Raw genomic sequence first — 13805 nt, 5'->3', positions numbered from 1 at the left:
CTTAAAATAGAAGAAAAACTCCACAACACATGTGGACATAGCACAAGTTCCAACAAACAACAAAAAAGACCGAGATTTCTCCCAGTCTTAGCGACTATTGATCGCCTTCATGGTCCGCTTAATATCGCGGTCTTGCTCACGGCGTTTGATGGACTCTCGCTTGTCGTAGTCGTGCTTCCCTTTGGCAAGTCCTATCAGGACCTTGGCAAAGCCGTCCTTGATATAGACCTTGAGCGGCACCAGGGTCATCCCTGTTCCCTTGACCTCATTGCCCAAGGACTCGATTTGCTTCTTCCGCAATAACAACTTGCGGGTCCGCGTTGGCTCCTGGTTCCAGATATTGCCCTCATCGTAGGGAGCAATATGGACATTGACCAACCAAGCCTCGCCCTGCTTGATCTGGGCAAAGCCGTCCTTAAGGTTGATCCGCCCCGCACGAATAGACTTAATCTCCGTCCCCGTCAGAACCATCCCCGCCTCCACTGTATCGACAATGGTATAGTCGTGGCGGGCTTTTTTATTCTGTGCAATCACATTGCCCTCACCCTTGGCCATGCCTATCTCCTTTTCTTCTTGTTCTTTTTAGCCACTTCTTTGTAAAATGGTTTCTTTTTCTTGTCTTTTTTGCCACTTTTTGACTTGTGGTCTTTCCCAGACTTGTGACGTCCGCTGTCGCGACCAGCAGCTTCTTGTTTGTGGTGCTTGCCCCGTCCTCGCCCTGACCGATCATCACGGTCACGGTTGAAGTGACTAGCAGTTCTCCGCTTGGCTTTCAAAGCCTTTTCCACCACATCCAGCTCGGACGGCACGTGGGCAAAATCGATTTCCCCTGTCATCTTGTCCGCCCGCGTTAGCTTGATACGGATTGGCTGACCGACACGGAAGACCCGACCAGATTTCTCACCCTGCAAGGTCAGAGTCCGCTCGTGGAACTGGTAATACTCGTTGAGGTTGGTGACATGGATCAGACCTTCAACCGTATTTGGCAACTCGACAAAAAGTCCAAACTTGACCACGCTAGACACGACACCGTCAAACTCTTGCCCGACAAATTCTTGCATGAACTCTGCCTTCTTCATGGCTTCGACTTCCCGCTCTGCCTCAATGGCGCGGCGTTCTAAACTGGACGAAGACTTGGCAAGCTCAGGAATAACCTGCTCAAAATGCTCTGCTTTTTCCGCAGGATTGTGACCATAGTCCCGCACCATACGGTGAACCAGCAGGTCAGGATAGCGGCGGATAGGACTGGTGAAGTGGGTGTAAAACTCCGCACCCAGTCCGTAGTGTCCGTGGTTGTGCTCCGAGTAGCGTGCCTGTTGCATGGAGCGAAGCAACATCATGTTGAGGACATCCGCATAGGGTTCATCCTTGACCCGCTCCATGAGATCCTGAAGGGCGTCCTGGCTGATAGAGCTGGCCGTACCATAGACCGTCAGACCAAAGCTGGTCGCATAGTCGATGAACTTCTGCAACTTGTCTGACTTAGGCTCCTCGTGGATCCGATAGATAAAAGGTAGGTCCAGCTTGGCAAAATGCTCGGCAACGCACTCATTGGCAGCCAGCATGAAGGACTCAATCATTCGCTCGGCAATCCCCCGCTGACGCAGTTGAATATCGACTGGCAGACCGTCCTTGTTGACGATGATCTTGGCTTCTGTCGTGTCAAAGTTGAGAGCTCCACGCTTGTACCGCATGGTTTCAAGGGTTTCATGGAGTTTGACCATGAGGTCCACACTCGGCACGATTGCCTTGTATTTAGTAAGCTTTTCCTGATTGCCCGCAATCATCTCATTGACATCGGAATAGGTCATGCGGAAGGTGGTTTTGATGACCGTCTGACCAATCCAGTGCTTGACCACCTTACCCTTGCGGTCAATTTCCATAATAGCCGACTGGGTCAGGCGATCCACATTTGGATTAAGGGAACAAATGCCATTTGACAAACGTTCTGGTAGCATCGGCACCACACGGTCGGTAACATAGACAGAAGTCCCACGCTTGACAGCTTCCTGGTCCAAGGCAGAGCCTTCGGTCACATAGTAGCTGACATCAGCGATATGGACACCCAGTTCCAGATTACCATTCTTGAGCTGCTTGATATGGACCGCATCATCCAAGTCCTTGGCATCCGCACCATCAATGGTGAAGATGATTTCATCTCGCAGGTCCAAGCGTCCTTCAAAATCCTTCTCAGACGGACTTTCAGGTACTCGATTGGCCTCCGCCAAGACTTCATCAGGGAATTCCGACACGATGTCCATGGATTCCAAAACTTCCAAGACATCGATGCCCACATCGTCCTTGTGGCCCACCACGTCCCGAATAGTCGCAACAAAGTGGTCCCGCTTCTTGTTTGGATAGGCTTCAATGTCGACTTTGAGGATTTCCGTTCCGGTCAATACCAGAGGTGACTTCTTGATGTAAATCTTCTGAGCGATTTTCTGATTTTTAGACTTGATATAGCCTGCATATTCAGGCTTGTCTTCGTCAAAAACAATCAAGCCCACCGCTGTTTTCAGGCTATGTTCCAATATATCAATGACTTCCGCTTCCGCAGCCGTCCCCTTGAGCCTGTCCGCTACTTTCTTGATAGCCACTTCCACTCGGTCTCCCTCAATAGCGAAGTTGACATCGTCACGACTGACAAAGAGATCATCTTCCTCCTCGTCAATGGTCACAAAACCAAAGCCTGACTTGTGGGCACGGAAAATACCCTGCAAGGTCACCTTGTTCTTGGAGATTTTTGGAGCTGGAAGAGCAATCCGTCCCGCATTGTCAAAGACAAGTTGACGGCTCCCTTCCATACTAGAAACCAGCTTGACCAAGTCTGTAAAACCTTTTGCAGAACTGGCTCCAAACTGATCTGCCAGCTGGTCCATGGTCACAGGACCAACTTCTTTAATATAGTTAATAATTTCGTTTTTCATCTTACCTTTACTAAAAAAATAGACCAAGAACAAGTCCCAGTCTGATTTATCTACTTACTTGAAATGATAACAAGTGCCAGCGCATCCAGCATCCAAAGAAAAACAAGAATAGCTGTAATGCGTTGCATCACCGCTTCAAAACCACGGGCCTTTGTACGTTCAAATAAGGCTCCACTAGAAGAGTCAAAGACGTTGCTAGACTGGTTTTTAGCCGGTTGAATAAAAATCACTACAATCAAAATAACAGATAAAATCAACAGAATTGCTAATAATGCTTGATACATATTTTTTTCACTTTCTACAATAACTTATGACATTATACCATAAAACCTACTTAGTTTCAAGGTGGAGGGTTACTTTTCTCTCTTTTGGGCAGTATTTAAGGACTTCAATCTTATCTGGATGAGTCTTGGCGTTTTTGCTAGTCAAGTAGTTCTTACTACCACATTCTGAACATTGTAAATTGATTTTAACTCTCACTAAACATCCCTTACTTTCAAATAGTTTCTAAAATTGGTCAAAGACCAGATAAGGTTAAAGAGGACAAGTCCGCTCGACAGATAGAAAACCCAGTCATAACCCATGTGAGCAGCCACCGCAGACCCCATCATGGGACCAACAACAGAACCTAGATTATTAAAGAGTTGGTTGTAGGAAAATATCCTTGAAATCCCTTCTTTTGGGGTCAACTTGGTCAAAAGAGAATTGACCGAAGGCAACAATGCTCCTGTCCCAAAACCATACATGAATCGCAACAAACCAAGCTGGAAAGGATTTTCTGCAAAAACACAGAAAACATTAATCGACAGACTGTAAGTCAAAGCAATCAATAGAAGTCGATGATTGCCAATACGATCACCAATTTTCCCTAAATAACCTGATGTCACTAGCGATGCCATACCAGGCAAGGAAATGATAAAACCAGCAACAAATAACAGATTATCTGTCTGTCCCAAATGCCGCACGTAGAGGGTCAATATAGGAACAACAGCCTGAGCAGCTGCAATAATAATCATAGAAGTCACAAAAAGCCCAACCAGCATCTGCCGATCTTTCACCTGCTCAAATACCTCTTTAACCGACATTTCTTCGCCTTTTTTGATTGGAACAAAATCCTCTCGAATATAGAAAACGGTCAGTAACACAACGATAGCATAAAGAAGTCCCACCAGCAAAAATACCGTATGTACGCCAAACATCTCTGCTAAGATACCACCCAGGGTCGGACCAATCAAATTACCCGCTACCGCACCTGTTGATAAGGTCCCCAGAGCATACCCCGTCTTATCCTTTGGAACCTGACTGGCAATTAAGGCAGTCGCATTGGGAATGTACCCTGTAAATACCCCATTTAGGACACGTAAGGCAAGCAACCAAAAAACATTTGGTACAAAGGCCATACCACCCATAGTAAAAATCATCGCAAAAGCAGCTCGCACCATCATGGGCTTGCGACCGTAACGGTCCGCCAAACTCCCCCAAATAGGTGCCATCAAGGCTGCCGCAAGGGCATTAACAGATACCGCAAGTCCCGCATAATATTCTACCTGTCCAGGGCCCACCCCCAACTCTTCCACAAAAACCGAGATAAAAGGCATAACCAAGGTAAAACTCGTCCCTGTTAGGAAATTTCCCAACCAAGCCACCTTCAAATTCTGCTTCCAATAACTACTACCGTCGTCCATCCTTTAATTCCTCCAAAAGTTGCGCAACCTGTGCTAAGGTCGCCTCAACCGCTCCGCTATTGTCAATCACCACCTGGGCTTGCGACCGTTTTTCCTCTAAAGAAAGCTGAGCAGCCAGACGATTTTCTGCATCTTGAACAGCTAAGCCATTGCGTTTCATAAGCCGTTCCAACTGCTGCGCTCTATCGACATAAACTAGCCAGACTTCATTTACTTCCCCGCTATAATCAGCCTCGTAAAGCAAAGGAATATCCATGAAAATTACATCTTCAGTCTGCTTGAGAGCATCCCTTCTGTCTAACAGCTCCTGCCTGATAATCTTGTCCTGCAAGACAGATAAACGAGCCCGCAGATTGCTATCCACAAAGACAGCCTGTCCCAGCTTAGCCCTATCTAGACTGCCATCAGCTGACAGGATAGCTTCCCCAAACTCGGCAAGCAAAACCTGGTAGAGTTTACCGCCTTTAGCCTGCAACTCATGCACGACCGCATCCGCATCGATGACTGGATAGCCCTGTTCTCGCAAAAAAGCTGTAACCGTTGATTTTCCTGAAGCGATACCGCCTGTTAAACCAATAATTTTAGCCATGTTTCACCTGACACTGAGGACAGAAATGTGTCCCACGGCCGCCCAGCTGGATTTTGACAATCTCTGTCTGGCAACGGGGACAGGCCTGTCCTGTCTTTCCATAAACTTGTAAATAATCCTGCATGGTCCCGTCCATGCCCAAGGCATTTTTGTAGGTCCGAATGGTTGAACCTCCTTTTTCGATACCCAGTTGCAGAACTTCTATGGTGGCTTGACGGAGGTCTGCCACCTGCTCAGCCGATAGCTGATTACTTGCTTGAGCAGGATGGACTTGTGCTCTAAACAGAACCTCATCTACATAGATATTGCCCAAACCAGCCACCAAAGACTGGTCCAAAAGATGCGACTTAATAGGCTTTTTCGACTTAGCTAACTTTTTGGCAAATTCTTCTAAGTCAAAATCTTCCTCCGTCGGCTCAGGACCAATTTTTCGACCGATAAAATAAGCATCCACATCCGCCTTGCCCAGCAGTTCCATTGTACCAAACTTGCGGACATCCTGATAAACCAAGGTCGAGCCGTCCGTGAAAGTAAAAAAGGCATGGAAATGTTTGTTGGCAGGCACCTGCTCAGGAAAGAAATTGTACTTACCTTCCATCCGCAAGTGGGAAATGAGGACATGATCCGTCAAGTAAATCAAGAGATACTTGCCACGACGGTCCACATCTAAAATCTCCTGACCAATCAAGTCCTGACAGAACGTATCCACACCAGTCTTAATCATAGGAGCATAGGTCACCTCGACCTTTTCGATGACCTTTCCCCTAACCAACCGATTCAAACCACGACGAACCGTCTCAACCTCAGGCAATTCGGGCATTTACGATACCAAGAGCGTAAAAAGCGACTGAAAATTAGGAGAGCGACGCTGTGTGACTTGCACACAAGGAGCTCTATCTATTTTCCGAGCTTTTAGCTCGGGTTCAAGTACGCTAACACTCGTCCTTCCTAATAAAATTACAGAGCAAATAGAAACCTGATCGACGGTGCTTCGACACCTAGGTCATGGTTGTGATTTTCAAAGAGGCCTAGGCGTGTTCAATTCCAGCACCTATCCGGCTTTCCTTTCTAAATAATGATAACAAGATAAAAGGAGAGCGACGCTGTGTGACTTGCACACAAGGAGCTCTATCTATTTGGGAGAGGGAAAGAACTCGAACAATCCTAGAAGAGTTTACCTCACATCCATAAATCTAAGTTCGGGCTAAAATAGTCCACTGGACTATTTTACTCCCACCCCCACACAGCTCCAAAGGTTTGGGGAACCTTTGGAGGTTGGAAATAGTGCGAACAGGGTTCGCTTCCTTAGTATAGGTCAGATTTGGAGTGTGGAACACGAACAAATCTGCCAATCAACCACTGTGCTGAGATGTTGACACTAGCCTTAAATAGTGCAACAAACTACCTTTTCAAGTACGCTAACACTCGTCCTTTCTAACAAAATTACAAAGCAAATAGAAACCTGACCGACGGTGCTTCGGCACCTAGGTCACGGTTGGCTTTTCTCAAAGAGGCCTAGGCGTGTTCAATTCCAGCACCTATCCGGCTTTCCTTTCTTGTTTACTAAAAAGATTTCTCCATAACGCAGTAAAAGCCTTTCGGCTTTTCTGCTAACTATTTCTAAGTGATTGACTTAGATAGCCTATCCCCAGGCTACCTCGCCTTCCAATTTCTAGGCTCGGGTTTTCAAATGGTCACTTTCACATTCCTATGTGACCTGCTGAAACAGTCTATTCCCAGACTGTTTCACTCCCCCCCGAACCTTCCTCGCTCTCTAGTTTTCAAGCTCGGGTAAAAAACGTCCCCCGGACGTTTTTAATACTCTTTCTCATTATAGCCAAAGTCGGCGAGGTCGAGTTTTTTGTCTCGCCAGTTTTTCTTGACTTTGACCCAGGTTTCGAGGAAGACTTTGTCGCCCAACATCAATTCAATATCACGACGGGCCATAGAGCCAATTTTCTTGAGCATAGCTCCTTGCTTGCCGATGATGATGCCTTTCTGACTATCACGCTCAACCATAATCGTCGCTCGGATATGGACCTTGTCGGTAAATTCATCACGTTTCATGGACTCGATGACAACGGCAACAGAGTGCGGAATTTCCTCACGAGTCAGGTGTAGAACCTTCTCCCGAATCATCTCAGATACCAAGAAACGTTCTGGGTGGTCAGTGATTTGATCCGCTGGGAAATACTGGAAACCTTCATCCAGATTTTCCTTGAGAATTTCCATGAGACGATTAACATTGTTCCCTTGGGTTGCAGAAATTGGCACAATTTCCTTGAAGTCCATCTGTTGACGGAAATCATCAATCTGTTCCAAAAGCTGGTCTGGATGAACCTTGTCAATCTTGTTAACCACTAAAATGACTGGAACCTTGGCCTGTTTAAGGCGTTCCATAATCATGTCGTCACCCTTGCCTCGTTTTTCATCGGCTGGCACCATAAAGAGGACCGTGTCCACTTCACGAAGGGTGCTATAGGCAGATTCCACCATAAAGTCACCCAAGGCCGTCTTAGGCTTGTGGATTCCTGGTGTGTCAATGAAGACAATCTGCTCTTCTTCTGTTGTATAAATCCCCATAATCTTGTTACGGGTTGTTTGAGCCTTATCGCTCATGATGGCAATTTTTTGCCCCATTACATAGTTGAGAAAGGTTGATTTCCCAACGTTTGGACGACCTAAAATCGCCACAAAACCTGACTTAAATGTCATGTATTCTCCTTATATTCTAAAAAATAAAGTCCCAAATTTTCGGCACAAAGATAATCAATCCTGTCAACAAGGCAAATCCTGACACAAACAAGACTGCCCCTGCTGCCATATCTTTTGCATTCTTTGCCAACATAGAAAAATGATAGTCTGACGCCAAATCCACCACATTCTCAATAGCCGAATTCACAATTTCAAAAGCGATAACCAGACTAATGCTAAGCAAGAGGAAGAGCCATTCTGTCACAGATACTTGGAAAATAAGTCCCGCAAGCACAACAAGGACAGCAGAAGCAAGGTGCTTCTTCATATTGCGTTCTTCCTTGAAAGCCGTCAACAAACCCGTTACTGCAAATTCTAGACTTGCAATCAATTCCCGGTTTTTCCAGCGATTTTTTGAATTATTCTCTTGTAAGTCCATAGGCCGTCAAAATTTCTTCTTGTAAACCAAACATTTCTGCCTCTTCTTCTGGCGTATAATGATCATAGCCATTGATATGCAGAAAACCGTGTACAGCTAAAAAGCCCATTTCGCGCTCGTAGCTATGTCCGTAATCTTCAGCTTGCTCACGCGCCTTATCGATAGAAATATACAATTCACCAATATAGGCATCGAAATCTTCCATCATTTCAGCCAATTCAGGATTGTCCAGTAAGTCTTCCTCATCAAAAACAATCTCTGACTCTGGCTTATATTCTAGGCTGACAACGTCTGTAGGACGGTCAATTCCTCGGTACTCCAAGTTAACCTCATGGACACGCTTATTGTCCACAAAGGTCACAGCCATTTCCTTATTCTGCTTGCCAATTTTTTCGGCAGCAAACTGGAGCAATTCCGTAATCTGCTCCTGCATTTGAGCAGAAACCTGCCCTGTTTCATCAATCATTTCAATATACATAATCTTACATTCCTTTTACGTTTCCATTATATCATAAAACCTATCAATGAGGGGGTTTTAGTGGTATAATGTCCTCAGAAGCTATCAGAGGAATGGAAAATGTTACAAACACCGAAACACATCACTGCCATCATTGAGTCTCATCTGGATCAGATGACTAGACTTGAAAAGCAGATTGCTAGTTATTTTACTCAGTTAGATCCATCTAGCGCCAATCTTAGCCAAGAAAACACTATACAGCAACTCCACATTTCTCCATCTGCTCTTACCCGTTTTGCCAAAAAATGTGGATTTTCCGGTTATCGAGAATTTGTCTTTGCCTTTCAGAATAACCAACAATACTTGGATAAACATTTTGAAAAATTACAGCGGAGCCTAACAAAAAAAGTCTTGGTAGACTATGAGGAAATCCTAACTGCTACCAATAAACTAGTAGATGAAGAAAAATTGGAAGAGATTGCCAAACTGATTGACAGTAGCAAGCGTGTCTATTTTTACGGAATCGGCAGTTCTGGTTTGGTTGCAATGGAAATCAAATCCCGCTTTATGCGACTGGGTGTAGTCTGCGATGCAATTACTGATAAAAATAATCTTATTTGGACAACTACTATTTTAGACCCTAGTTGCCTGGTCATCGGTCTTTCTCTGTCTGGTCAGACAGAAGAGGTCATGGAGCATCTCCACCTGGCTGCTCAAAAGGGGATTCCTACCGCCCTGTTAACAACCAAGAGTTTTCCCCATCCGACTTTTGACCAAATCATTCCAGTCGCCTCTGTTCGCCACCTCAATTACGGCAATCGTATCTCACCCCAAATTCCCCTGCTCATCATGCTAGATATTATCTACGCCTATTTTTTGGCTATTGACAAGGAGAAAAAAGAGAATATTTTCAAGCAAACTATTAGAGAATAATTTATCCATCTTTCTATTTCACAACACTCTTAATAAGACAAAAAGCATTCAAAAATACCCGATAGGTACAGTTTGAATGCTTTTAATTCGCTTAAATCTAACTCTATTCTTCAAGACCAAGAATTTGATTGATTTCTTGGCTATACAGAATAGCCTTACCTCCGAAAATAGCCTGTATTCCTCCTTTTACATCCAAAACAGCCGTTGCACCTATCGACTGAATAACTCCCTTATCCACAAGACCACTATTTCTGAGCGATACTCTTAATCGAGTCGCACAGGCAGTCACATGCTCAATATTATCTGCTCCACCAAGAGCATCGATGATAGCAATTGCATTATCACGAAGACTAGAACCGTTTGATAAAACTTTTTCAGAATGTGATGCTTGATCACTGCTTTCCATACCAGGAACTAGCACGTGAAATTTGGTTACTAAAAATTTGAAAACTAGATAATAAACTGCTGCCCAAAGCAAGCCAACAGGAATCACGTAAATCCAATTGGTTTTGTCATTTCCTTGGAAAACACCAAAAATCAAGTAATCAATAAGCCCACCAGAAAATGAGTTCCCAATACGAATTTGCAGGAGATCCGCAACTAAGAATGATAGTCCATCTAAAAATGCGTGAACAACATATAGCCATGGAGCAACAAACAAGAAAGAAAACTCGATTGGCTCAGTAATTCCTGTCAATAAGGAAGTTAATGCACTACTTGAATAAAAACTACCAACCTTCTTACGATTTTCCTTAGGAATTGCGTGATACATGGCCAAACAAGATGCTGGTAGACCAAAAATCATCGTTGCAAATCGACCAGCAAAAAATCGAGTTCCATAAGTAAATAAGCCTGTATGGTTCGCATCTGCTAATTGAGCAAAGAAAATATTTTGCGCACCTTGGATTGTCTCACCTGCTACCACTTCACTTCCACCTAATGAAGTATACCAAAACATTGGATAGATGGTATGGTGCAAGCCAAACGCACCTGTCAAACGTAATCCAAAACCATATAAGAAGGTTCCAAAACTTCCCATCTCTGCTATTGCCTTACCAAAATCAACTAACAAATTCTGAATCGGTGGCCAAATTATATAAAAAATGGAGCCAATCGCAATTGCTGCAAATGATGAAATAATTGGAATAAAGCGAGAGCCTCCGAAGAAACCAAGAAAGGCTGGTAATTCAATTTTTCGGTATTTATTGTGTAAAGTTGCAACAGTGATACCAATCGCTAAAGCGCCCAAAACTCCAGTATCAATGCTTGCTCCCTTATCTGCAAAAAGAGTTAAAAATCCACTAATAGTAGCCGTATAAACCAAGTATGCAACCCCAGCAGATAGGCCAGCAGTCCCCTTATCAGCATCTGCCAAACCTACAGCAACACCAATTGCAAAAATCAACGCTAAATTCGCAAATACCGCACTACCTGCCGTACTCATGATAGTGAATACAGCTTGCAACCACGCTTGATCCAATACAGGAAATTGTGCTACAGCATTACTATTTGATAAGGCGCCTCCAATTCCCAGTAAGAGACCAGCCACAGGCAAAATTGAAATCGGCAGCATAAAGGCCTGCCCTAGCTGAGAAAACTTCTTAAAATTCATACTCCATTCCTTTCTATAACCTATTTATTATTTATGTAAAGCACTAATAAACCGCTCTGCGATTTCCTTTGGACGTGTAATTGCACCGCCTACAACAATTCCTGCCACACCTAAATCATGAATAATTTTTACTTGGTCAGGATAGTGTATTTTTCCTTCCGCTATCACATCGATACCTGCTCGGCACAAGCGGTCAACCAATTCAATATCCGGTCCCTCCTCCTGCCTACTATAGGATGTATACCCCGAAAGTGTTGTCCCAACAAAATCGATGCCTGCTTCATAAGCAGTTAAGCCTTCCTCAAAGGTTGAAATATCTGCCATAAAAAGTTGTTCGGGGTATTTTTCCTTGATTTGTTTAATGAAATCAACAACATCGAGTCCGTCATAACGCTCACGCTTGGTACAATCAAGAGCAATGACCTCAATATCTAGAGCTGCTAACTCGTCTACTTCTCGCATCGTAGCCGTAATAAAGGGCTCTTGTGGAGGATAGTCTCGCTTGATAATTCCGATAATTGGCAAAGTAGTTACTTCTTTTATCTCCTTAATATCTCGTACACTATTGGCCCGAATACCGACTGCCCCTGCTTCTTGGGCAGCCTTGACTAGTAAAGGCATAATACCGCCTTCTTCCCTATACAGAGGTTCGCCTGGCAAAGCCTGACAGGAAATGATAATTCCATCTTTTATCTGTTCTTTTAGAGCTTCTTTACCGATCTTGCCCATTAATTTCTCCTTTCTATTCTTGAATTCTGGATAGCGCTTACAATATTATTATATAGCACATTAACTTTTTTTCAATCCCAGTTCCTCATTTAAAATCTAATTTCTATTTTGAAAGAAAATAGTCTTCTTTTAAAACTAGTTTCAACATTTTATACCTCTTCTAAAACTAGTTTTAGAAAACAAAGGCCATCTCAAATGTATATTAGGAAAATCATACTTGGTTAATTCAAAAAAACTAGTTAGGATAACGTAAACGTCCTAACTAGTTTTTGATACATATTTTACTGGAACTCCTACAGAGCATAGGCCTGTAATTCTGGATTGATAGGAGTATTGATGAGATTGTTGGCATAATTACAAAGAGTTGCAAGACTGACTCCTAACACCACATCCAAGGCATTTTCAGCCGTGTAGCCCTCTTGGAAAAATTCCTCTAGCAAGGGCTGTCCAACCTTACCTTTTTCATGAATAACAGCCAGAGTAAATCGAGCGAGAACATCTAATTTTGCATCCGTTTCGATGGGAGTTCCCTGGCGTAGAGCTTGTAGAATAACATCTGGCATCTTAACCTGCTTGATAGAAATAGCCGTATGACCTGCCACGCAAAATCCACAGCCATTGGCAAGGGCAGCTGTAATTTGTACCACTTCACGCTCGGTCGGATTCAGACTACTACGGCGATTGATACCACTGACAGTTTGGTAGGTTTCTAGGGCTGTAGGAGAATTGGCTAAAAGACCGATGAGATTAGGAATATAACCGCCATTATTTTTCTTGACAGTCGCAAGGTTTTCTCGTAATTCTGGACTAACAGTCTCTAGAGTATGGATAGGAAAGAAAGCTTGTGTCATAGGCAACTCCATTTCAAAAAATTTCATAGAGTAGGAATAAAAATCTGCTTGGATTCACACCTATACTTCTATGCTTACATTTTATACTATCATAAAGACAGGTATGCTGCTAATATATTTTATCTATCACACCTATAAAAAATTGATAATCCCTTGCAGAAACCACTAGAAAGACTGGATAACTTCGACCAGTTCATCCCAAGCTGTCACCACTTTATCTGCTTGATACGGAGCTATTGGCTCTACTCTCTTTCTATGATTAAACCAAATTGCCTTCCAATTCGCAGCTTTCGCTCCTACCACATCATTTTCAAACGAATCCCCTAGATAACAAATATCTTCGCCTGACATCCCCAAACGTTCTTCCATTAGTTGAAAAATAGCAGGATTTGGCTTTGTGATACCAACTTGTCCAGAAATAAGGACATGTTCTAGCTCAAACCAATTAACTAACCCCATCGTGCGTATCTTTCTCAACTGATGTCTATAAGGTCCATTCGTAATAATCCCCATTGCAATTCCTTGCGCCTGACACCACGAAAATATTTCTGGAAACACTGGATTGAGCTCTATCTGCCCTTGAAAATAATCATAATCTATTTGAATAGCTAAGGCTGTTGCATCAGACACCTGATACCCAAAATCTGCCAAAGCATGTTTCATCCGATAAATATGACTGTCTTTCAGACTCATCTTTCCAATTGCTGTCGCTTCAAATACTTCATCCGCATATCTGCGAAAGGAAAGGTAGAGTGGTTCAATTTGCTCCCTTGCTACTTCAATATGTCTTTCCAAAGCACGTTCAAACGGTTGAATCTGATCATAAAGCGTATCATCTACATCAAAAATTAAGGCTTTCATGAGTCAATTATAGCAAAAAATTCCAGCC

15 protein-coding genes are annotated in these 13805 nt (G+C 43.5%); 1 reads left to right on the top strand and 14 read right to left on the bottom strand.

Annotated elements, in window-relative coordinates:
* Positions 1–87: 87 nt before the first annotated feature.
* The 10 genes from smpB to ybeY all read right to left on the bottom strand — a co-directional run bounded on the left by smpB (position 88) and on the right by ybeY (position 8812).
* The gene (smpB, locus tag K5Q22_RS02240) at positions 88–555 is read right to left on the bottom strand and encodes an SsrA-binding protein SmpB (protein ID WP_002935771.1); all 468 of its coding nucleotides are present in this window, start codon (positions 553–555) and stop codon (positions 88–90) included.
* Positions 556–557: 2 nt separating this feature from the next.
* Entirely contained in the window at positions 558–2927 is a 2370-nt protein-coding gene (gene rnr, locus K5Q22_RS02235; protein ID WP_205013267.1) for a ribonuclease R, read from the bottom strand.
* 50 nt (positions 2928–2977) lie between these two features.
* Positions 2978–3211 carry a preprotein translocase subunit SecG gene (secG, locus tag K5Q22_RS02230; RefSeq protein WP_002935768.1) on the bottom strand — a complete coding sequence of 78 codons (234 nt, stop codon included), beginning with the start codon at positions 3209–3211 and terminating at the stop codon, positions 2978–2980.
* Between the two features lie 46 nt (positions 3212–3257).
* Positions 3258–3407: a 50S ribosomal protein L33 gene (rpmG, locus tag K5Q22_RS02225; RefSeq protein ID WP_012775228.1), complete on the bottom strand. Its 150-nt coding sequence runs from the start codon at positions 3405–3407 to the stop codon at positions 3258–3260.
* Positions 3407–4612, bottom strand: a complete 1206-nt coding sequence (locus K5Q22_RS02220) for a multidrug efflux MFS transporter (protein WP_205013268.1) — start codon at positions 4610–4612, stop codon at positions 3407–3409. Before K5Q22_RS02220 ends, rpmG begins: the two co-directional genes overlap by 1 nt.
* The gene (coaE, locus tag K5Q22_RS02215; RefSeq protein WP_205013269.1) at positions 4599–5201 is read right to left on the bottom strand and encodes a dephospho-CoA kinase; all 603 of its coding nucleotides are present in this window, start codon (positions 5199–5201) and stop codon (positions 4599–4601) included. The genes K5Q22_RS02220 and coaE overlap by 14 nt, the downstream gene beginning before the upstream one ends.
* Positions 5194–6021 carry a DNA-formamidopyrimidine glycosylase gene (mutM, locus tag K5Q22_RS02210; RefSeq protein WP_205013270.1) on the bottom strand — a complete coding sequence of 276 codons (828 nt, stop codon included), beginning with the start codon at positions 6019–6021 and terminating at the stop codon, positions 5194–5196. The genes coaE and mutM overlap by 8 nt, the downstream gene beginning before the upstream one ends.
* Before the next feature lie 995 nt (positions 6022–7016).
* A complete protein-coding gene (gene era / locus K5Q22_RS02205) occupies positions 7017–7916 on the bottom strand; it encodes a GTPase Era (RefSeq protein ID WP_002935752.1) in 900 nt (299 codons plus the stop codon).
* 16 nt (positions 7917–7932) lie between these two features.
* Positions 7933–8334 (bottom strand): diacylglycerol kinase family protein, encoded by a 402-nt coding sequence (locus K5Q22_RS02200; RefSeq protein WP_012027339.1) that lies wholly within the window; start codon positions 8332–8334, stop codon positions 7933–7935.
* Entirely contained in the window at positions 8315–8812 is a 498-nt protein-coding gene (gene ybeY, locus K5Q22_RS02195) for an rRNA maturation RNase YbeY (protein ID WP_002935749.1), read from the bottom strand. Before ybeY ends, K5Q22_RS02200 begins: the two co-directional genes overlap by 20 nt.
* A 99-nt stretch (positions 8813–8911) precedes the next feature.
* Here ybeY and K5Q22_RS02190 point away from each other — a divergent pair, with 99 nt between their 5' ends.
* Positions 8912–9724: a MurR/RpiR family transcriptional regulator gene (locus K5Q22_RS02190; protein WP_015646589.1), complete on the top strand. Its 813-nt coding sequence runs from the start codon at positions 8912–8914 to the stop codon at positions 9722–9724.
* A 103-nt stretch (positions 9725–9827) separates the two neighbouring features.
* On the opposite strand, the gene K5Q22_RS02185 is transcribed toward K5Q22_RS02190, so the two are convergent.
* From K5Q22_RS02185 to K5Q22_RS02170, 4 genes are all read right to left on the bottom strand, one after another.
* Entirely contained in the window at positions 9828–11336 is a 1509-nt protein-coding gene (locus K5Q22_RS02185) for a PTS transporter subunit EIIC (protein WP_136646815.1), read from the bottom strand.
* Between the two features lie 27 nt (positions 11337–11363).
* On the bottom strand, positions 11364–12065 hold the full coding sequence (locus tag K5Q22_RS02180) for an N-acetylmannosamine-6-phosphate 2-epimerase (RefSeq protein WP_205013271.1): 702 nt from the start codon (positions 12063–12065) through the stop codon (positions 11364–11366).
* A 293-nt stretch (positions 12066–12358) separates the two neighbouring features.
* Positions 12359–12916, bottom strand: coding sequence for a carboxymuconolactone decarboxylase family protein (locus tag K5Q22_RS02175; protein WP_105123935.1), 558 nt, complete (start codon positions 12914–12916; stop codon positions 12359–12361).
* A gap of 165 nt (positions 12917–13081) precedes the next feature.
* Positions 13082–13777 carry an HAD family hydrolase gene (locus tag K5Q22_RS02170; protein WP_205013272.1) on the bottom strand — a complete coding sequence of 232 codons (696 nt, stop codon included), beginning with the start codon at positions 13775–13777 and terminating at the stop codon, positions 13082–13084.
* Between the last annotated feature and the right edge of the window lie 28 nt (positions 13778–13805).

This window comes from Streptococcus sp. 2018162 (assembly GCF_019754175.1).
Taxonomy (GTDB): domain Bacteria; phylum Bacillota; class Bacilli; order Lactobacillales; family Streptococcaceae; genus Streptococcus; species Streptococcus hashimotonensis.
This window is presented reverse-complemented; position numbering and strand designations above follow the sequence as displayed.

What these genes read in the sequence shown, in the direction of transcription:
- K5Q22_RS02220 (WP_205013268.1), bottom strand. Translation starts at nt 4,612, where the DNA reads ATGGACGACGGTAGTAGTTATTGGAAGCAGAATTTGAAGGTGGCTTGG.
- mutM (WP_205013270.1), bottom strand. Translation starts at nt 6,021, where the DNA reads ATGCCCGAATTGCCTGAGGTTGAGACGGTTCGTCGTGGTTTGAATCGG.
- coaE (WP_205013269.1), bottom strand. Translation starts at nt 5,201, where the DNA reads ATGGCTAAAATTATTGGTTTAACAGGCGGTATCGCTTCAGGAAAATCA.
- K5Q22_RS02190 (WP_015646589.1), top strand. Translation starts at nt 8,912, where the DNA reads ATGTTACAAACACCGAAACACATCACTGCCATCATTGAGTCTCATCTG.
- smpB (WP_002935771.1), bottom strand. Translation starts at nt 555, where the DNA reads ATGGCCAAGGGTGAGGGCAATGTGATTGCACAGAATAAAAAAGCCCGC.
- secG (WP_002935768.1), bottom strand. Translation starts at nt 3,211, where the DNA reads ATGTATCAAGCATTATTAGCAATTCTGTTGATTTTATCTGTTATTTTG.
- ybeY (WP_002935749.1), bottom strand. Translation starts at nt 8,812, where the DNA reads ATGTATATTGAAATGATTGATGAAACAGGGCAGGTTTCTGCTCAAATG.
- K5Q22_RS02200 (WP_012027339.1), bottom strand. Translation starts at nt 8,334, where the DNA reads ATGGACTTACAAGAGAATAATTCAAAAAATCGCTGGAAAAACCGGGAA.
- K5Q22_RS02175 (WP_105123935.1), bottom strand. Translation starts at nt 12,916, where the DNA reads ATGACACAAGCTTTCTTTCCTATCCATACTCTAGAGACTGTTAGTCCA.
- K5Q22_RS02185 (WP_136646815.1), bottom strand. Translation starts at nt 11,336, where the DNA reads ATGAATTTTAAGAAGTTTTCTCAGCTAGGGCAGGCCTTTATGCTGCCG.
- K5Q22_RS02170 (WP_205013272.1), bottom strand. Translation starts at nt 13,777, where the DNA reads ATGAAAGCCTTAATTTTTGATGTAGATGATACGCTTTATGATCAGATT.
- K5Q22_RS02180 (WP_205013271.1), bottom strand. Translation starts at nt 12,065, where the DNA reads ATGGGCAAGATCGGTAAAGAAGCTCTAAAAGAACAGATAAAAGATGGA.
- rnr (WP_205013267.1), bottom strand. Translation starts at nt 2,927, where the DNA reads ATGAAAAACGAAATTATTAACTATATTAAAGAAGTTGGTCCTGTGACC.
- era (WP_002935752.1), bottom strand. Translation starts at nt 7,916, where the DNA reads ATGACATTTAAGTCAGGTTTTGTGGCGATTTTAGGTCGTCCAAACGTT.